General features: G+C 61.5%; 15 protein-coding genes. 5 read left to right on the top strand and 10 right to left on the bottom strand.

What is annotated here, in order from left to right; genetic code table 11:
- Positions 1–160: 160 nt before the first annotated feature.
- Positions 161–1,840: an acetolactate synthase large subunit gene (locus BTIS_RS05200; RefSeq protein WP_094663341.1), complete on the bottom strand. Its 1,680-nt coding sequence runs from the start codon at positions 1,838–1,840 to the stop codon at positions 161–163.
- 74 nt (positions 1,841–1,914) lie between these two features.
- Positions 1,915–5,481, bottom strand: coding sequence for a DNA polymerase III subunit alpha (gene dnaE / locus BTIS_RS05195; RefSeq protein ID WP_169713061.1), 3,567 nt, complete (start codon positions 5,479–5,481; stop codon positions 1,915–1,917).
- 210 nt (positions 5,482–5,691) lie between these two features.
- On the opposite strand from dnaE, the gene BTIS_RS05190 reads away from it, so the two are divergent.
- Positions 5,692–6,399 carry a hypothetical protein gene (locus tag BTIS_RS05190; RefSeq protein WP_094663337.1) on the top strand — a complete coding sequence of 236 codons (708 nt, stop codon included), beginning with the start codon at positions 5,692–5,694 and terminating at the stop codon, positions 6,397–6,399.
- A 12-nt stretch (positions 6,400–6,411) separates the two neighbouring features.
- Here the strand turns inward: BTIS_RS05190 and BTIS_RS05185 are convergent, their stop codons facing one another.
- The 8 genes from BTIS_RS05185 to BTIS_RS05150 all read right to left on the bottom strand — a co-directional run bounded on the left by BTIS_RS05185 (position 6,412) and on the right by BTIS_RS05150 (position 14,727).
- The gene (locus tag BTIS_RS05185; protein ID WP_094663335.1) at positions 6,412–7,347 is read right to left on the bottom strand and encodes an RluA family pseudouridine synthase; all 936 of its coding nucleotides are present in this window, start codon (positions 7,345–7,347) and stop codon (positions 6,412–6,414) included.
- The gene (locus tag BTIS_RS05180) at positions 7,344–7,892 is read right to left on the bottom strand and encodes a signal peptidase II (RefSeq protein ID WP_094663718.1); all 549 of its coding nucleotides are present in this window, start codon (positions 7,890–7,892) and stop codon (positions 7,344–7,346) included. The genes BTIS_RS05185 and BTIS_RS05180 overlap by 4 nt, the downstream gene beginning before the upstream one ends.
- 13 nt (positions 7,893–7,905) lie before the next feature.
- Positions 7,906–9,267, bottom strand: a complete 1,362-nt coding sequence (locus BTIS_RS05175; protein ID WP_094663333.1) for a DivIVA domain-containing protein — start codon at positions 9,265–9,267, stop codon at positions 7,906–7,908.
- 208 nt (positions 9,268–9,475) lie between these two features.
- Positions 9,476–9,760, bottom strand: coding sequence for a YggT family protein (locus BTIS_RS05170; RefSeq protein WP_094663331.1), 285 nt, complete (start codon positions 9,758–9,760; stop codon positions 9,476–9,478).
- 84 nt (positions 9,761–9,844) lie between these two features.
- A complete protein-coding gene (locus BTIS_RS05165) occupies positions 9,845–10,324 on the bottom strand; it encodes a cell division protein SepF (RefSeq protein ID WP_094663329.1) in 480 nt (159 codons plus the stop codon).
- Between the two features lie 22 nt (positions 10,325–10,346).
- Entirely contained in the window at positions 10,347–11,702 is a 1,356-nt protein-coding gene (gene ftsZ, locus BTIS_RS05160; protein WP_094663327.1) for a cell division protein FtsZ, read from the bottom strand.
- Between the two features lie 90 nt (positions 11,703–11,792).
- Positions 11,793–12,962, bottom strand: a complete 1,170-nt coding sequence (gene dusB, locus BTIS_RS05155; protein WP_169713068.1) for a tRNA dihydrouridine synthase DusB — start codon at positions 12,960–12,962, stop codon at positions 11,793–11,795.
- 289 nt (positions 12,963–13,251) lie between these two features.
- Entirely contained in the window at positions 13,252–14,727 is a 1,476-nt protein-coding gene (locus tag BTIS_RS05150) for a glycine--tRNA ligase (RefSeq protein WP_094663323.1), read from the bottom strand.
- 389 nt (positions 14,728–15,116) lie between these two features.
- Between BTIS_RS05150 and thiM the strand changes: the two genes are divergently transcribed.
- From thiM to BTIS_RS05130, 4 genes are all read left to right on the top strand, one after another.
- Positions 15,117–15,983 carry a hydroxyethylthiazole kinase gene (thiM, locus tag BTIS_RS05145; RefSeq protein ID WP_094663321.1) on the top strand — a complete coding sequence of 289 codons (867 nt, stop codon included), beginning with the start codon at positions 15,117–15,119 and terminating at the stop codon, positions 15,981–15,983.
- Between the two features lie 48 nt (positions 15,984–16,031).
- Positions 16,032–17,129, top strand: coding sequence for an MTH1187 family thiamine-binding protein (locus BTIS_RS12070; protein WP_094663319.1), 1,098 nt, complete (start codon positions 16,032–16,034; stop codon positions 17,127–17,129).
- Positions 17,130–17,180: 51 nt separating this feature from the next.
- Positions 17,181–18,239, top strand: coding sequence for a LacI family DNA-binding transcriptional regulator (locus tag BTIS_RS05135; RefSeq protein WP_094663317.1), 1,059 nt, complete (start codon positions 17,181–17,183; stop codon positions 18,237–18,239).
- Positions 18,240–18,427: 188 nt separating this feature from the next.
- The gene (locus tag BTIS_RS05130; RefSeq protein ID WP_094663315.1) at positions 18,428–19,945 is read left to right on the top strand and encodes a glycoside hydrolase family 32 protein; all 1,518 of its coding nucleotides are present in this window, start codon (positions 18,428–18,430) and stop codon (positions 19,943–19,945) included.
- Positions 19,946–20,362 lie beyond the last annotated feature (417 nt).

Raw genomic sequence — 20,362 nt, 5'->3', positions numbered from 1 at the left:
GGTTCTGATCCTCTCCCGTTTTCCAGCGTCCGACCGAGTGCGCGCAATCGATCGGATCGAACGACTGGATCATCCTAGCCCCGGCTCTGCCCGAGCCTTGCACGGCATGAGCACCCATCACTCGCGGAACGAACATCGGACATTGCCAGCCGAAACCGAATCAGCCGGAGAAGTCGATGTCGCCCAGCTTGTCGATGAGTCGCATGTTCTCGCTGTAATCCACCGGACAGGAGATGATGTCCACACCGCTGCCGGAACGCAACGCATGCCGCAGCACGGGATACAGCTCGTCGGCGCTTTCGATTTCGTGGCCCTTGGCGCCGAAGCTCGCACCAAGCGCCACCACATCGGGGTTGTTGAAGTCCACGTATTCGTGCGTGCCGTCGTGGATGTCCATCTTCCACTTGATCAGACCGTAGGCCTCGTCCACCCACACCAGAATCACCATGCGGCAGCCGCAACGCACCGCCGTTTCGATCTCCTGCACGTTCATCATGAAGCTGCCGTCGCCCATCACGGCGAGCACGGGACGGTCGGGATTGGCCATCGACGCAGCCACGGCACCAGGCAGCGTCCATGCCATGGTGGACAGCGAGTTGTCGATCACGCAGGTGTTGGGATGATACGTGGGGTACAGGCGCGCCATCCACATCTTGAGCGCTCCCGTATCGACGAGCACCACGCCGTTGTCGTCCACCGCGCGACGCGTATCGTAGACGATGCGCTGCGGCTTCATCGGGAACGAGTCGTCGTCGGCGCAGGACTCGTATTCGCGGTTGAGCAGTTCGCGGATCGCCGGGTGCGAGTCGTCGAACGTGATACCCTCCCAGCGCAGACGGCCGATCAGCACGGCGAGCGTCTGGTCGATGTCGGCCATGATGTTCAGGGCGGTGGAATAGTGCGCGTCCGTATCCTCCACGAATGTGTTGATGTGGATGATGGTCTTGTCATCGTTCGGGTTGATCTTCTTCGGATCGAACTGCTGGATCGAGAAGCCGATGGCGATGATCAGGTCGGCGGTGTCGAACGCGAAGTTCTCGTAGTCCTTGTGCATGAATCCGACCACGCCGAGCGCATTCGGCAGCTTGTCAGAGAACACGCCCTTGCCTTCGAACGTGGTGGCCACCGGCACGTTGAGCAGGTCCGCCAGTTCACGCAGTCGATCCTGCGCGTGGGCGCGTGTGACGCCGTTGCCGGCGAGAATGACCGGACGTTTCGCCTCGCGGATGATCGATATGGCCTCGTCGATCGTGTCGTCGGCGGGCATGAGATGGGTCGGCTTGGGCAACGGCAACGGTTTGGCGTTTTCCGGAGCCGGCATTTCGGCCACGTCCTCCGGCAGGACCAGGCAGGTGGCACCGGGACGATTGCGCTGCGAGATCGAAAAGGCCTTGCGGATCATTTCGGGCGTGGATTCCGGTGTCATGATCATCGCCGACCATTGGGTCAACGGTTTGAATACCGACACCAGATCGACGATCTGATGGGATTCCTTGTACAGACGGCCCACGCTTCCCTGCGCGCAGATCGCCACGAGCGGCGTGGTACTGGCGTTCGCCTGCGCCACCGGCAGGGTGAGGTTGAGCGCGCCTGGCCCAAGCGTCGCCAGACACACGCCCGGCTTGCCGGTGAGATGGCCGTGCGTGGCGGCCATGAATCCGGCCCCCTGCTCATGCCTGGTGAGCACGAACCGAATGCGTCCGTTCCGTTCGATGGCCTCCATGAGCGGGATGTTCTCCTCGCCCGGAATGCCGTAGATCGTGTCGACGCCCTCGTTGACCAGGCATTCGACGAACAGATCGGCGACGGTTCTCACATGATCTTCGGCAGCGTTCTTCATGGCTTTCCCCTTCCGTGCGTCATTGTAGCCGCGCGATGTGTCCGCTCTGCGCGGCTGTCCGTCGGTTGACCGGCTCAGGCCGCCGCCAGACAGGCCGGACCGAACACGGTCTTGATCTCGCCGAACAGCGATGTGTCGCGTTTGACGCGGAATCCATCGCCGAGCGTCAGCATCGTCACCCCTCCCTTGGCATCCACGACGGCGAGCTTCACCTCGCAATAGCCGGGATGCTGATGCAGGATGCCGGCCAGCCGCTCCACATGCGCGTGGTCGATGGCCGCTTCGGGCAGCATGATCACCAGCGAGCGCTCGTCCTCCGCCTCCAGCGTGGGTACTTCCATTTCAGTGGCACGCAACGATACGGTCTCGTCACGTACCTCCACCTGCCCGCGGATGCGCACCACGGTGTCCAGCGCCATTTCGGCGGCGGCCGATTCGTATGCCTTGCCGAAGAACATGCATTGGATGGAGCTTTCCAGGTCCTCGATCGTCACGATCGCCCATGGGTTGCCCTTCTTCGATACACGCCGGTCGATGCCGGTGATCAGGCCGGCGAGCGCCACCTGTTCGCGTTCGGGCATGGTCTTGGCCCGGTCGATCAGGTGGGCGATCGACATGTCGCGCAGTCCGGCGAGTACGGCGCTCATGCCGCTGAGCGGGTGGTCGGAGACGTAGAGGCCGAGCATTTCGCGTTCGAAGTTGAGCTTGGTCTTCTTGTCCCATTCCTCCACGTCGGGGATCTGCACGTCGGCATCGCCCATGGCGTCCCCGCCGTCGTCGTCTCCTCCGTCGAGGTCGGCGAACAGGTCGAACTGGCCTTCGGCCTCCTTGCGTTTGAGCGGCACGATCTGGTTGATCGCGGTCTCGTGGATCTGGAAGAGGGCGCGACGGTTCGGGTCGATGGAGTCGAATGCGCCGGCCTTGATCAACGATTCGACGAGTCGGCGGTTCAGCGCGGCGAGCGGTACGCGCTTGATGTAGTCCATGAAGTTCACGTACTTGCCACGCGGACTGTTGCGTTCCTCGATGATCTCCTTGACGGCGTTTTCGCCCACGTTGCGGATGGCGCCCAGACCGAATCGCACCACGTCGCCGACTGCCGAATACTCGTACACCGATTCGTTCACGTCGGGCGAGAGCACCTGGATGCCCATGCGACGCGCTTCGCCGAGGTAGAGCGCGGTCTTGTCCTTGTTGGTGGACGCGCCCTGCAGCAGTGCGGCCATGAACTCCACCGGATAGTGGGTCTTGAGATAGGCGGTCCAGTAGGAGATCAGTCCGTAGGCTGCGGAGTGCGCCTTGTTGAACGCGTAGCCGGAGAACGGGACCAGGATCTCCCAGATGGCCTCGGCCGCCTCCTCGGAGTAGCCGTGCTCCTTCATTCCGGCGAAGAACGGCACCTTTTCCTTGGCCAGCACCTCCGGCTTCTTCTTGCCCATGGCTCGACGCAGCACGTCGGCCTTGCCGAGCGAGTAGCCGGCGAGGATTCGGGCTGCTGACTGCACCTGCTCCTGGTAGATGATCAGACCGTAGGTCTCGTCGAGCACCTCCTTGAGCGGCTGGTCGAGTTCGGGGTGGATCGGCTCGATCTTCTGCAGGCCGTTCTTGCGCTTGGCGTAGTTGGTGTGCGATTCCATACTCATCGGGCCCGGTCGGTACAGGGCGATGAGTGCGGAGATATCGTTGAAGTTGGTCGGCTTGAGTGTGCGCAGCAGCGAACGCATGCCGTCGCCATCGAGCTGGAACACGCCGAGCGTGTCGCCGCGGGACAGCAGCTGGTAGGTCGGCTCGTCATCCAGCGGGATCTTGGTGTAGTCGATCGGCTCCTTGCCGTTGTTCGCCACATTGCGCAGGGTGTCTCGGATCACCGTAAGGTTGGATAGGCCGAGGAAGTCCATCTTGACCAGACCGAGCGTTTCGCACGTGTGGTATTCGAATGTGGTGGTCACGGTACCGTCGGTGCGTTCCAGCAGCGGCGACGTGTTGGTGATGGGCTCGGATCCCATGATCGTGGCGCAGGCGTGCACACCGGTCTGGCGGATCAGGCCCTCGATGCCCATCGCCTCTTCGGTGATGCGCTTGACGTCCGGATCGGAATCGTATAGTTCGCGATATTCGCGCGCCTCGGCGTAGCGTTTGGCGCTCGGATCGAAGATGTCGTGCAGCTTGATGTCCTTGCCGCCGGTCTCGGCCGGGGGCAGCGCCTTGGTGACGCGCTCGCCCACGGAGAACTCGTATCCCATGATGCGTGCGGAGTCCTTGAGCGCCTGCTTGGTCTTGATGGTGCCGTAGATCACGCACTGGGCCACCTTGTCGTGACCGTATTTGTCGGCCACGTATTCCAGGACCTTCATGCGGCCTTCGGGGTCGAAGTCGACGTCGATATCCGGCAGGGACACACGTTCCGGGTTGAGGAACCTCTCGAAGATCAGACCATGCTCAAGCGGGTCGAGTTCGGTGATGCCCATCGCGTAGGCGACCATGGCGCCTGCGGCGGAGCCTCGTCCCGGACCCACCATGATGCCGTGCTCCTTCGCCCAGTTGATGTAGTCGGATACCACCAGGAAGTAGCCGGGGAACTGCATCTGGCAGATCACGCCGCACTCGTAGTCGGCCTGCTTGGACACGTGCTCGGGCACGTTGCCCTCGTAGCGCTTCTCGAGCCCCTCCTCCACCTTCTTGAGGAACAGGGAGGTCTCGTCCCAGCCTTCGGGGCAGTCGAACTGCGGCATGAACGCGCCGTCCTCGTTGTCGTCGAACATCACGTTGCAGCGTTCGGCGATCTCCAGCGTGTTGTCGCACGCCTCGGGCAGTTCCTTGAACAGTTCGCGCATCTCCTCGGCGGATTTGATGTAGTAGCCGGATCCGTCGAACTTGAACCGGTCGGGGTCGTCGAGACGGCTGCCGGAGTTGATGCACAGCATGGCGTCCTGCGCCCCGCGATCCTCCTCGAGTACGTAGTGGGAGTCGTTGGTGGCGAGCAGCGGCGCACCGAGCTTCTTCGCGATCGTCAGCAGATCCTTGGTCACCTGCGTTTCGATCTTCAGCCCGTGGTCCATGAGCTCGATATAGAAGTTGTCACGGCCGAAGATGTCCTGCATTTCGCCGGCGGCGCGCAACGCCTCATCGAACTGGCCGAGACGAAGCCTCGTCTGGATGATGCCGGACGGGCAGCCGGAGGATGCGATCACGCCTTTCGAATATGTGGACAGCACTTCCTTGTCCATACGCGGATAGCGCATGACGCGGCCTTCGAGGTTGGCCACGGAACTGGCCTTGGTCAGGTTCACCAGTCCCTCGTCGGTTTCCGCCCACATGGTCAGGTGGGTGATCAGACCGCCGCCGGAGACGTCGTCACGTCGTTGCGCCTCGGTGCCCCAATGGACTCGGGACTTGTCCTGCCTGGCGGTTTCCGGCGTCACATACGCCTCGATGCCGATGATCGGCTTGACTCCGGCCTTTACGGCGGTGCTCCACATCTCGTATGCGCCGTGCATGTTGCCGTGGTCGGTGATGCCCACGGCCGGCATGCCGAGTTCCTTGACGCGGTTCACCAGATTCGGGATCTTCGACGCGCCGTCGAGCAGCGAATAATGCGTATGGTTGTGCAGTTGTACGAAGTTCTTTCCCGATTCAGCCATGGTTTCCACCATACCGTACGGGCTCGGCGTGCTCGTTTTCGTTGCAATTCCAAGCGTAATTCACATTCGACCACATTGGTCGCACATGCTTGCCCCTGCCGGTGCCTACGAGTGACGATGGGAGTCACCGATTCCAATGACGGAACCGCGTACACCTGCATAGTCGCATGGATGATCACGCGAAAATGATCATCCAGGAAAGGAGATCTCATGGACGAGACCATCACACGCACTGCATCACCATCCGTGGCGGTGACGACACCGCTCGTTTCGGCCGGTTGTCCGTCAACGGGCTCACCGCAGACCGAGGATGCTTCCAGACCGGATCCGTGGCCCGATGTGCAGGGCCCACAGCCGGCTCCCGCCTATATGGACTTCGTTCGGACCGGCGTCGTTCCTAGCGAAGTCATTGACGATGTCGATCACGCCGATGCCGCAGGTGCCGATATCGTGTCTGTCACCGGCATCTCCGACGGCATACCGGCAACGGCGCCAGGCAACAGTATGCTTGCCCGCTTGGGCGTTCCTCCGATTGACGATCAGGCATCAACAACTACCGGCATTGCAAAACGACGATTGTCCGTGTTCGCGGTGATCGCGCTCATGCTGGGTATTCTGTGTTCCGTATCGTTCGGCTTCATGGGGTTGATGGCCTCATATCTCCTTGGTATCGGGCACAAGGGCACCGTAAGTCTGTTCGCCTTGTCGACGATCGCATCCACGACATCATCGCTGATCATCCGACCGAGTGGCATCGGTGCGCTGATCGCGGGAGTCGCGGGCATTCTCGAATGCGCCATTCCCCATCCCCGTACCAAACAGCGGGCCCATGGATGGTGGCTGGGTCTCATCGGCATGGTGATCAGCGTGATGCCGATGCTTGCTCTGGCATTGCTGAACTCTCTGGCGCTGATCTGACCGGCTCCGCCATCACGACTGATCCGTACGATCCTCGTGACGGGTGCGCAGCACATCGAGCGCATGCTGCAGATCGGCCGGATAATGTGAGGCCACGTGCGTCCAGATACGGGTGCGGGGATGCCGGAAATCGAGTTCCATGGCGTGCAGCCACTGGCGTTCGAGTCCCAGTTCCTCGGCAAGTTTCGGATTGGCGCCATACATGTGGTCCCCCACCAGAGGGTGCCCGATCGATGAAAAGTGCACACGGATCTGATGGGTGCGACCAGTTTCAAGATTGATCTTGGCCAGCGTGGCCTCACCGAATCGTTCCAGCACATCCCAGTGTGTGACGGCCGCCTTGCCGCTTGGCGTGACCGTGAACCGGAAGTCGGATACCTTGGCCCGGCCGATCGGCGCCTCAATGGTGGCCTTGTCCTGGGCGAGATCGCCCTGTGTTACCGCGTGATACGTCTTGACGACCTCGTGTTCGGAGAACTGTCGGCGCATCTCCTTGTAGGCGAGTTCGGATTTGCACACCAGCATCAGACCGCTGGTGCCGACATCAAGACGGCTGACGATACCCTGACGCCCGGCGGCTCCGTAATCCGTGATGTGCACACCGCGATGCAGCAGACTGCCCAGCACGGTCGGGCCCGTCCATCCCACGGAGGCATGGGCGGCAACGCCCACCGGCTTGTCGACGATCACCACGTCGTCGTCCTCGTAGACGATGGCCATGTCGTCGGCAATCGGTTCGGGTTTGTTCTCCTCCTTGACGAGGTCGAACTCGACCATGTCTCCGGCAAGCAAGGTGGTGGAACGGTCGCAGGAGCGGCCGAGCAGCTTCACCTGGCCGGATGTGATCAGATCGCTGGCCTTGGAACGGGACTCCCCCGTCATCTTGGCCACGGCCACGTCGAAACGCTTGCCGATGAGGGCGTCGGGTGCTGGAACGATGGGCATCAGCGTGTCTCCGTCATATCGTCATTGGATGTGGTGTCGGTCGCTCCTTCCCGTGTCGGCCGGAACGGCACGGAAAGCACGATGAGCAGTACGAGTCCGATACCTGCCACCATCAGCCAGATATCGGCCACGTTGCCCACGGACCATCCATAGTTGAGAAAATCGACCACTCTGCCGTCAAGGAATCCTGTGGCATACATGACACGGTCGATAAGATTGCCCACGGCTCCGCCGAACGCCAGTCCAAGGCATACCGCCCAACGCCAGTCCGTGGTAATGACACCGGCAACGAAGAGTGCGATCGACGCGACGATGGCCAACAGCGAGATCAACCACGTGGTGGAGGATCCCATGCCCAACGAGGCACCGGGGTTGTGTAGGAGACGCAACGACAGCAGCCCGGGAATCACACTGATATCGTGATCGGTGGTCAGCGAGGAAAGCGCCATGTTCTTGGTGATGCGATCCAGCACCAGTGCGACAAGGGCCACGCATGCGAAGACGGCCACGCACATACGCGGCCGTCTTGCGACAGTGTTCTCAGTCATACAGTCGGAATGATCAGCGGTTGCCACCGTTGAAGTCCTGCATGGACTGGTAGTTGTTCGTGTCCGAGATCTGCGTGGTCAGCTGGCCGAGGAACTCGGTCAGGCGGCTACGGTACTCGGCCTCGAACTGCTTGAGGCCTTCGATGTTGCCCTCGATGACCTTGGAGTCGGTGTACAGCTTGTCCTTGACCTGCTGGGCGTAGTCATCGGCGGCACTACGGGTGCGGTGATCGTACTCGTCAGCCACGTCGCGGATCTTCTTGGCCTCGGCCTCGGTGTCCTTGCGTACCTGGGCATCGTACTGCTCGGCGGCGGCACGGGTCTGCTTGCTGTAGGCGTCCGCCTCGGAGTGCGTCTTCTTGGAGTACTCGTCGGCCTGCTTGCGGGTCTTGGCGGAGTAGTCGTCAGCCTCGTTACGGGTCTTGGCCTGGTAGACATCGGCGTCGTTGCGGGTCTTCTTGCCGTAGGAGTCGGCCTCGGTATGCACACGCTGCGAGTAGGCGTCGGCATCCTGATGGATACGCTTGGAGTAGGCGTCGGCCTTCTGGATGACGTCCTCGTGCTTGGCCTGGCCATCGGCGATGAGCTGATCGCGCTGAGCCTTGCCCTTGTCCACATACTGATCGTGCAGCTGCATGGCCAGTGCCAGCATGGCGGTGGCGCGCTCGGGCTCGGTGGTGGCACCGGCACCGGCACCGGCGATCTTGCGCAGGCTACCGGTCTCGGTGGACGGCTCGACCTTGGCCAGCTGCTGACGCAGCTGCTCCTCACGGGCCTTGGATGCCTCCAGTTCGCGGTTCAGGGCGGCGATCTGATCGTTGCTCTGGCCGTTGGCGGTGTTCTGCGCCTGCTGGAGGGCGGCGATCTGCTGCTTGGCGGCCTGCAGCTGACCGTTCAGAGCCTGTAGCTGACCATTGGCGGCCTGCAGCTGGTTGGAGACCTCGGCGGTACGGCGACGCTCGGCATCAAGCTGGCTGGCGGCACCATCGCTCTTGGCCGACTGGGCGGTCAGCTGATCGATCTGGGCATTGAGCTGATCCACCTGGCTCTTCAGCTGGGCATTCTGGCTGGCCAGCGCCTGCACCTGCTCGGAATCATTCGCCTTCGCTTCCGGAGCCGTCTGCTGGGCCTGGACAAGCTGATCCTTCAGCTGGCTGTTCTCATTGGTCAGCTGGGAAATCTTCTCATTCAATGCGGCCACATCGGGACCCAGCGACTGGGTGGAACCAGACTGAGCGGCCTGACTGCCCAGCGCCTCCACCGTTTCGGTAACTTCATCGAGGAAGTCATCGACCTCGTCGATGTCGTAGCCTTCCTTGAAACGTACCGTCTGGAAAATATGGTTACGAATATCATTCGGTGTCAACAGGGCCATTGCAGATCCCAACCTCACTCTCAGCTCGTAGGGAGCTTATGAAATTACGTATCGGAACCATGCTAGCACGTAGCCCGTGACTGTCTAGGCGCTACGCCGACGACACGCAGTGTTCGGGGGTGTTCATCGGTGCCATATCGCATCGAATTCATTCGACAGGCGATTGAGGTATATTCCCCGCTCTGAATTCGCGTTAAATCCGCAGGTGCTAAATCAGCATTTGCAGCACGACCAGCGCGAAATACAGCACGATAAAACTCACATCAAGGTAGATCGCACCCAGCGGCAGTGGCTTGATATACCGCCGTAGCCATCTGAGTGGCGGCTCGGTGAGACGATATACCACATCGATCAGGGAATACACCACGCCCCGGGGATACCATCGGGGTGCCAATACACGTACCCAATCAAGAATCATCCGCACGAACAGTACGAATATATAGGCATTGATCAACAGACTCAGCAACAACCGCAACAGATAAATGAAAGTCATGCATTCACCGTATCAGGGAAGACTTTAACTCAGCTGATCGTTCGCTTAATGGGAACGATCAGCAATGGTCTTCGACAATAAAGCTCAGGCACCGAAAATATCGGAATTCGATGAGGACGGAGACTCCTCCACCTTGATATTCACCTGAGCGGGACTGAGCAGGAACACGCGAGGCGTCACACGTTCGATGGATCCTCGCACACCGAATACCACACCGGCGGAGAAATCCACGATGCGATATGCGGTGCTTTCCTCCACACCGGTGAGGTTGAGCACCACCGGCACACCATCGCGAATGGCGCGTCCCACCAGCTGGGCTTCCTCATAGGACTTCGGATGGATCGTGGTGATCCGATTGAGCTGTCCCTTGAACGGTGTGGTACGGGAACGGCTGGGGGCCGCCGCCGGTGTGGGCGTGGGAGCTGCGGCCGGCGTCACGCTGCGATCCGAATCGAACGACGGCGACTCGTCCGCGTCGGTGTCCTCGGGCACGACCTCGTCATCGTCGTCAACGACATCGGCCATGCCAAGATATGTCATCGCGTTCTTCATGAAACCGGCCATGATAACCCTCCAGTACTATCGATCAGCGCAGGAAGTCGGGAATGTCCAGATCGCCCAGTTCGGAGTCCGGGATCCTCGGGGTGCGCGGGACGGCGGCATGCTCGTTCGTGGCATCGTCATACGACGGAACGGCAGGCATGGACGTGGACGACGGCGTTGCCGTGGGGTTCACCGGCGCGGGATACTGAACCTGCGGCTGCGGCGTGGGGTTCACCGGAGCCACGGCCGGTGCCGCCGGCTGTGCGGCCGTCGGAGCGGTGGCCTGGGTTGCCGCCGGCTTGCTCGCCGGCTGGGACGAGGTGTCGTCGGTGGCGGGCTGCTGTGCGTACTGCACGGCACCGTTGGTCAGGTGCAGCTCGGGAAGCTGAGGAACCTTCACATCGGAACGATCGGCCGGACGGTAGCTTTCCACACCCTTCTTGGCGTCGAAGCCAGCCGCGATGACGGTGACACGCACCTCGTCGCCGTAGGAGTCGTCGAGGGCAAGACCCCAGATGATCTGGGCTTCGGGGTGAATGGCCTGACGCACCAGCTCGGCGGCCTCGTTCGCCTCCTGCAGGGTAAGGTCGGTCGGGCCTGCGATGTTGAGCAGGGCACCGTGGGCACCCTCGATGCTGGCCTCGAGCAGCGGGGAGCTGATGGCGATCTCCGCGGCCTGGCTGGCGCGGTCCTCTCCCCGGGCGGAGCCGATGCCGAACAGCGCGGTACCGGCATCCTTGAGGATCGCCGTGACATCGGAGAAGTCCACGTGGATGTAGGAGTTCATGGTGATCAGGTCGGTGATGCCCTGCACGCCGGCGAGTAGTGCCGAATCGGCGGTCTTGAAGGCATCGATCACGCTGACGGAACGATCGGACAGGTCAAGCAGACGATCGTTCGGGATGATGATCAGGGCATCGACCTCCTTGCGCAGGTTCTCGATGCCGGAGTCGGCCGACGCGGAACGACGCGGGCCTTCGAAGCTGAACGGACGAGTGACCACGGCGATGGTGAGCGCACCCTGCTGACGTGCGGCACGGGCCACGAGCGGGCTGGCACCGGTACCGGTGCCGCCACCCTCGCCACAGGTGACGAAGACCATATCGGCACCTTTGAGCGCCTCCTCGATGTCGGACTGGTGGTCCTGGGCGGCCTTGGCACCCTTCTCCGGGTCAGCACCGGCACCGAGACCACGGCTGGACGCATCGGAAAGGGAGATCTTGACATCGGCATCGGAGCGTAACAGATCCTTGGCATCCGTATTGATGGCAACGAACTCCACATTCTGCAGGCCCTCGGCGATCATGCGGTTCACCGCGTTGCCACCGGCCCCGCCCACACCAACAACCTTGATGAGGGTCTTATCGCTGAAGTTCTCAGCCTGGGCAATGTCGCTCACTGTATGCTCCTGTCACTCACGGTTATGTCTAACTCTATCGCAGTATTACCGTCTAAACGTGTTTATTTTATAGCGTGTACGCAGTTTTGATCAGTACGAGGCATCCAACGGGTCCGCACTGATCACATCCCGCCGCTGTTCCTCGGTCAGCTCCCGGGAATCCAGCCATCCGTAGGGAAGATGGACCTTTTTCGCATAGCGGACCCGGCCTCGAGGCTTACCTTCCGCGGACTCCGGGAACGGAATGCTCGGATCAAGCTCATCGATTCGCCGGCGAACATCCTCCAAGTTTTCACATTCCATGAATGCGCGGCGCGTACCGCCCCCCACCGGGAACCCTTTGAGGTACCAGGCCACATGCTTGCGCAGATCATGTACGGCCATGACCTCGTCGCCATCGTAGAACTCGGTAAGCAGCTGCACGTGACGCATCATCACCTGTCCCACTTCGCCCAAGGTGGGATTCACCCGTTCAGGGGAACCGGCGAATGCGTTCTTCAGGTCGGCGAACAGCCACGGACGCCCCTGGCACCCCCTGCCGATGGCCACGCCGGCGCATCCGGTCTGGCGGACCATGGCCAGCGCATCCTCGGCACTCCAGATATCACCGTTGCCGAATACGGGGATGTCCAGCTCATCCACCAGTTCGCCGATGCGACTCCAATCGGAGTGCCCGCCATAGTATTCCGCCGTGGTGCGCGCATGCAGCGTCACCGCGGCGCAGCCCTCCTCCTGGGCGATACGCCCGGCTTCAAGGAACGTCTCATGGTCGTGGTCGATACCCACGCGGATCTTCGCCGTCACCGGAATGTTCTCCGGAGCGCACACCCGCACCACGCGACGGATGATCTCCCGGAACAGCTCGGTCTTCCACGGCAGCGCCGAGCCGCCGCCCCGACGGGTCACCTTGGGCACCGGGCAACCGAAGTTCAGATCCACATGATCGGCCATATGCTCGTCCACCACGATGCGGGCGGCCATCTCCACGATCGCCGGACTCACACCATACAACTGCAGTGAGCGGATCCGCTCACTCGGCGCAAAGCGGCACAGTCGCAATGCCTTGGGATTCCGTGCCACCAATGCCCTGGCCGTGATCATCTCGGCCACATACAGGCCGTCGGGACCGTATTCCTCACACAGCACGCGGAACGGCCAGTTCGTCACCCCCGCCATAGGCGACAACACCACCGGCGTCGTCACATGAACGGGCCCGAGATCCACCGGTGGCATGGTCACGGATGGTGCGGACGATGGCATGATGCTGGCGTTTGATTCCATGGTTCCTTTTCTTGATGATCCCTTGATGATCCTGATGATCCCGCGACGGCCCCGACCGCCGAAGCGGCTCCGTCGGGAACTGCCGGTGAAACAAACTGGCGGGAAGCGTCTCAAGGCGCATCCCACCAGTCGAATGTCATAAATGTCATATCCATCGGATTTCATTCCAGACGTTCCAGATGTTTCGGCAGCGTAGCAACGAAATCAGACGGAATCAGGTCATGCCCGTGACCGTAACGACATCAGCCGGGCATGACGGCGTAAGCGATCAGTACAGACCGCCGGCCTCCTGAATACGAACGCTGTCCGGCCATGCCTCGCCGCCCATGGCGACGGGCTTGAGCGGCACATGCGTGCGGTGCTCGCCGATGCGGGCGGCCACGTAGTCGGCCACCTTGTCAAGGGCCACGCGCTCCTGGTTCATGGTGTCGCGGTCACGAATCGTCACGGCCTGATCGTCGAGGGTGTCGAAGTCGACCGTCACGCACAGCGGGGTGCCGATCTCGTCCTCACGACGGTAACGGCGGCCGATGGCACCGGACTCGTCGTAGTCGATCATCCATTCGTTCTGACGCAGATCGTTCGCCAGGTTCTGGGCCACGTTCTGCAGTTCGGGCTTCTTGCTGAGCGGCAGCACGGCGGCCTTGACCGGAGCCAGACGCGGGTCGAGACGCAGCACGGTGCGCTTGTCCACGCCGCCCTTGGTGTTCGGGGCCTCGTCCACATCGTAGGCGTCCACGAGGAAGCACATCAGGGAGCGGGTCAGACCGGCCGCAGGCTCGATCACGTACGGCACGTAGCGTTCGCCGGTGGCCTGGTTGAAGTAGCTGAGGTCCTCGCCGGAGTGCTTGGCGTGGGCGGAAAGATCGAAGTCGGTGCGGTTGGCCACGCCCTCGAGCTCGCCCCAGTCGGATCCCTGGAAGCCGAACTTGTATTCGATGTCCACGGTGCGCTTGGAGTAGTGGGCGAGCTTCTCCTTCGGATGCTCGTAGTGGCGCAGGTTCTCCGGCTTGACGCCGAGGTCGAGGTACCACTGGGTACGGGCGTCGATCCAGTACTGGTGCCAATCCTCATCGGTGCCGGGCTCCACGAAGAACTCCATCTCCATCTGCTCGAACTCACGGGTGCGGAAGATGAAGTTGCCGGGGGTGATCTCGTTGCGGAAGGACTTGCCCATATTGGCGATGCCGAACGGCGGCTTGGAACGCGAGGAGGTCATCACGTTCTTGAAGTCCACGAAGATGCCCTGCGCGGTCTCCGGACGCAGGTAGTGCAGGCTGTTCTCGTCCTCCACCGGGCCGAGATGGGTGCGCAGCATCATGTTGAAGTCGCGCGGTTCGGTCCACTTGCCACGGGTGCCGCAGTCGGGGCACACGATGTCGGCCATGCCGTTCTCCGGCAGCTGGTCATGGTGCTTCTCGGCGTAGGATTCCTGCAGCTTGTCGGCGCGGTTGCGCTTGTGGCAGTTCAGGCATTCGACCAGCGGGTCGTTGAACACGGCGACGTGACCGGAAGCGACCCACACCGGGGTGGGCAGGATGATGGACGTATCAACGCCCACGACGTCGGGACGGGTGACAACCATCGAACGCCACCACTCGCGCTTGATATTGTCCTTGAGCGCCACGCCGAGCGGGCCGTAATCCCATGCGGAACGGGTGCCGCCATAGATCTCACCGGCGGGGAATACGAAACCGCGACGCTTCGCGAGGGATACGACTTCATCAAGTTTGGACTGAGCCACAATGCACCTTCTGGTTTGAACGGTTTGGGGTCTTGTTTTGCGCCCCTGAGTCTATCCGTACGCGCTGACAGTCAACGCCAACGACGGAACGACCGGAACACACCGTCGAATCGCCGTGCACATAACGACGGTGCAACGACGATGCGACGCAAGTACAAGACGCACAATACGCGCATACTACTTGAAGTTGCCGGAGTTGTCCGAACGACGGCATAGCGTCAATGGCACAATGCAGGGGAACCCGTACGGCGTACGGCGCGATGGCTCGGCCAAGACTCGACGGTTTCGAGTCGCAACACCATCGGATCGACGCGTAACGGGTTGAGAAAGGCGCCGGCCTGACCCTTGGAACCTGTTGGTCAACACCATCGTAGGGAGGCATTCTTCATATGAGTTCCGATTCCGAAAACCTCGAATCCGGCAACCTCACCGTCGGTGATCCGCTGCGCGCCGAGATCGCGCAGGCCGTGGACGCCGTACGCGAGACCACGCCACTCGCCCAGTCGCTGACGAACTTCGTCACCATCAATTTCGTCGCCAACGCCCAGCTTGCCGTAGGGGGCACGGCGGCCATGCACTACAGCGGCGAAGAGGCCAGTGCCCTGGATTCCGCCGGAGCCTCCAAGGCCACCTACATCAATATGGGCACATTGCTCGCGGAATTCCGCAACGAGTATCCGGCCGCTGCGCGCGATGCCGTGGACCGCGGTCTGCCGTGGGTGCTTGATCCCGTGGGAGCAGGAGCGGGCGAGCTGCGCGGCGAGATTCTTCGCGCCTTTCGGAAGACCCCGCCCACGATCATCCGCTGCAACGCGTCCGAGGCGATTGCGCTGGCCGGGATCTGGGGGCTGGAGGGAGCCGATTCCAAATCACGCGCCGGTGTGGAGGCTCATGATGAGATCGATGCGGCAATTCCCGCGGCCCATGCCCTCGCTCGGTTCACCAAGGGTGTGGTGTCGGTATCGGGGGCCATGGATCTGGTCACCGACGGCGAGCGCGACTTCCGTCTGCCCGGCGGCAGCGTGTGGATGACGAAGATCACGGGCGCGGGCTGTTCGCTGGGCGGCGTCACGGCGACGTACGCCTGTGTGGCCCGCCCGCTGGTCGCCGCGCTGGCTGCGGCACTGCATTATAACCGTGCGGCGGATGCCGCCGAACGTGTGGCCGAGGGTCCTGGCTCGTTCCAAGTGGCGTTCCTCGATGCGCTGTGGAACACCACGTCCGATGAGATCGCCCAGTCGGCGATCTACGCCTGATTCCCTGATTCATTGTCGATTCATTGTTCATATTGCAAGGAGCGAATCATGACCAACCGTTTCCCGTACGCGTCGATGCGCGACATTCTCGATGTATCCGCCTATCTGGTGCTCGGCCCGGATGATACGCACGGCCGCCCGGTCACCGATGTGGTGGCACAGGCCCTGCGTGGCGGCGTAACCATCGTGCAGCTGCGCGCCAAGCACTCCGATGCCGGCGAGATCATCGCCATGGCCAGGGATATCGCGCAGGTGATCGCGGATGCCGGCAAAAGCGATACCGTGCCGCTGCTGATCGACGATCGTCTGGACGCGGTGCTCGCCGCCCGCGATATGGGCATCAAGGTGGACGGCGTGCACGTGGGCCAGACCGATGTTCCCGCCATCGCATGCCGCAGGCTGCTCGGCCCGGACGCGATCGTGGGTCTGTCGGCCAACACCACCGAATTGTTCGACATCATCGAGGAGCTGCCGGCCGGTGTGGTGGATTACATCGGCGCGGGCGCCGTGCATCCGACGACCACCAAGCCGGAGGCCACGCTGATCGAGAAGGCCGCGGATGATTCGGATTCGATTGCGGCGATCGGCCGCCTGTGCGCAATCAGCGATTATCCGGTGGTGGCCGGCGGCGGTGTGAAACTTGCCGATGTGGCACCGCTGGCCCGTGCGGGGGCCGCCGGCTGGTTCGTGGTGTCGGCAATCGCAGGCGCCGACGACCCACAAGCGGCGACCAGCGAACTGGTCAAGGCGTGGAAGGATGTGAAGGGGGATGCCGCGCACTCTCCGGCCCCGCATCCGCAGGGCGGGATCCTGACCGGTCCGGACTCCCCTGACTATGTCAATACGATGGCCCAGTTGACGATCTGGCCGACGGGCGTGGGCGAGGAGCTAAGCGAATATGTGGCGCAGGTGATCCGTGTGATCCGCGAATCCGGTCTGGACAACAGCACTCATGCCATGAGTACCGATATCGAGGGCGACTATGACGATGTGCTTGCCATGGTCAAGCGTGCCGCGTTCGTGCTGTATGACCATGGGTACCGTACCCAGGTGAGTCTGCAGATGGATATGCGGCCGGGATTCAGTGGGCAGATCCGTAAAAAAGTGGAGCTTGTGGACCATATTCTGGACGAAGAGCGGGATTAAGTCCATACCTCGCTACCGAACCCTCGTACGATGCGGTATAACGTAGTAATTATGACTACGATGAAGGAGATTGCCGAACGTACGGGGGTTTCGGTATCGACGGTCTCTTTGGTACTGAACGATCGCGATGCCGGAAGAGTCAAGCCTGAGATCGCGCAGCGGGTTCGCGCGGAAGCGAAGGCGTCGGGCTACAAGCCCAATCCTTTGGCGAGAAGCCTGAGGACCAGTAGGACGCGGATCATCGGATTCGTCAGTGACGAGATCGCCACCACACCGTATGCCGGACGGTTGATTCTTGGCGCGCAGGATGCCGCGCGCGCCATGGGATACATGCTGCTCACCGTCAATACGAACGGCGACAGCAAGCTTGAGGAGCGGGAAATCGCCACGCTTCTCCAGTACGGCGTGGACGGTTTCATGTACGCACGCATGTACGATCAGCACACGACGGTTCCGGAAAGCCTGCTGAAACTGCCCACCGTACTGCTGGACGGCATCGACGACACCGGTCGCGTGCCGTATATCGTGCCCGACGAGGAGTCCATCGGATATGACGCCACGCGGCATCTCATCGACGCAGGCTGCCGTCGTATCGCCTACATCGGCGCTTCGGATCGCGTGTACGTGGCCGATCTGGGACGTCGTGCCGGGTATCGTCGCGCGCTTGCGGAAGCCAACATCGACTATGACGAGGCGCTTGACATCGGCGTGACGTTCAACCGTCCGGCGCTCGACGCCGTGGATGCGATGTTCGATCGCGCCCATCCGGATGGCATCTTCTGCTTCAACGATGCCCGCGCCTGGTACGTCTATCAGTGTGCAGCCAAGCGGGGTCTTACCATCGGCCGGGACATCAGTGTGGTCGGCGTGGACAATCATCGCGTGTTCGCCGAAACGCTGGCACCGTTGCTGACCACTGTGGATCTCCCACATTATGAGATGGGATATTGGGGCACGCTCAAGCTGGTATCGATGATCGAGGGGCACGCCCCCAAGCCTGAAGCCATGACCCCCGCCGGCGGTCGTTCTCCCCTGCCGCCGTTGGACGCATCGCCCGCACAGATCCATTGCACGCTGATCAGCAAGGAATCCGTGGCGGCCAAGGGCTGAGCCTACCGACTGGGATTTCATCCAGTCGTCTATCCGCCGTGTTCATGACACAGTACGTTGTCGTCATGGACACGGCTGCTTCATAAACCACACATAATCGAACAATACTGAATAATCACTGGCCCTCTTGATGTCGTCCACTATAATCGTAAATCGTTTGACGATTGCAGAGAGAAAGGCATTCAACGATGAATGACATCAATCGCGAATTCGTATCCCATGACGAGGCGCTCGCCAGGGCCGAGGCCGGTGTGGCCAAGTTGGCCGCCACGCGCAACGACCGCTGGTACCCCAAGTTCCACATCGCCTCGAACGGCGGATGGATCAACGACCCCAACGGCCTGTGCTACTACCGGGGACGCTGGCACGTCTACTACCAGCTCCACCCCTACGGCACCCAGTGGGGGCCCATGCACTGGGGCCATGTCTCCAGCGACGACATGATCAGCTGGAAGCGCGAACCCATCACCTTCGCCCCCAGCCTCGAGGCCGACCGGGATGGTGTGTTCTCCGGTTCGGCCATCACCGGCGACGATGGTCGGCTTTGGGTGTTCTACACCGGCCACCGCTGGGCCAACGGCGTGGACGATGCGGATGAGAATCTTGAGGTGCAGTGCGCGGCGATGAGCGACGATGGCGTGCACTTTGAGAAGCTGGGCGTGATCATAGACAACCCCGAGGGGTTCCGTCACTTCCGCGACCCCAAGGTGTGGAAGCAGGACGGCATGTGGTACATGGTCTTCGGCATGAGCACCGCCGATCGGCGAGGAGAGGTGCTGCTCTATTCCTCCGAGAACATGCGCATCTGGCATTTCGAACAGGTGCTGTTCAGGCATCCGAACCCTGGTGTCTACATGCTCGAATGCCCTGACTTCTTCCCGCTCCGGGACAAGGAGGGCAACGAGTACTGGGTGCTGTGCTTCTCTGCCATGGGCGAGCGCCCGAACGGATTCGCCAACCGCAATCTGCATAACGCCGGATACGTGATCGGCACGTGGGAGCCCGGCGAGGAGTTCAAGCCGCGCACCGAGTTCCGCCTCTGGGATTGGGGGCACAACTACTATGCGCCGCAGTCCATGGTCACACCTGACGGCCGTCGTCTGCAGTATGCGTGGATGAGTCCGTTCGTACCACCAGTGCCCATGCAGGATGATGGATGGTGCGGGCAGCTCACGGTGCCGCGTGAGATCAGTCTGGATTCGTACTGCTGCATTCGTACCGAACCGGCCCGGGAACTGGAGTCACTGCGAGAGACCACGATGGAATACGATCCATTCATGCTTGGCGTCAATGAGAGCTTCCGTCTGCTTGATGACGTGGAGGCCGCCGAAATCGAGCTCGAAATGGACATGAGTCATTCCACAGCCGAACGTGCGGGCCTTAAACTGATGCTGACCGAGGACAATGCGCACACCTGCGTGTACTACGACGACCAGACCCATCGTGTGGTGCTTGATCGTCACGCCAACGCGCGGGGTGATCGCGGCTACCGTGCGGCACCGTTCACCAGTCATACGTTGAAGTTGCACGTGTTTGTGGACCGTTGTTCGATCGAGGTGTTCGTGAACGACGGCGAGCAGGTGATGAGCTCCTACAGCTTCCCGTCGGACGGTCCGCGAGCGTTGGAGATCACCGCGGAATCCGGCACGCTGTCCATTCCGTCGTTGCGTATCCACGAACTCAGGTCCATCGGATTGGAGGAATAGCCGAATACCGTCCTCCGCCTTTCGGCAGCCGATATCCCCAACCAATAGTCGACCGGTCCGGTACGTACCAAGCCGGACCGGTCTCCACGGCATCAATGACGATGCCGTCCGTAACGGGAAAGGTCGCACCACTCCGTACACGATTGCGCCTGTCTGCAATCGCATGCACCGAGCGTACGACACGCCGATCACATCAAACCCGTTCGATGAGTTTTCGTTGAAAACACAACCATGCAAACATTTGCAATACCAAAGCCGTTGCAACACATAGCGTCAATCGTTTGACGTAGATCGTTTGACGCATTAACATCGTTAATACGACCACAGCAATGAGGCACAGTCACAAACCGGAGCCTCGACGCAACGGTCACACAACGGATCCGCGAATCGCAAGGCAGCGATCCGCAAGGAAACGAG

The organism is Bifidobacterium tissieri (assembly GCF_002259645.1).
Classification (GTDB): domain Bacteria; phylum Actinomycetota; class Actinomycetes; order Actinomycetales; family Bifidobacteriaceae; genus Galliscardovia; species Galliscardovia tissieri.
The sequence above is the reverse complement of the archived record's forward strand: the minus strand, read 5'-3'. Positions and strand labels throughout refer to the sequence as shown.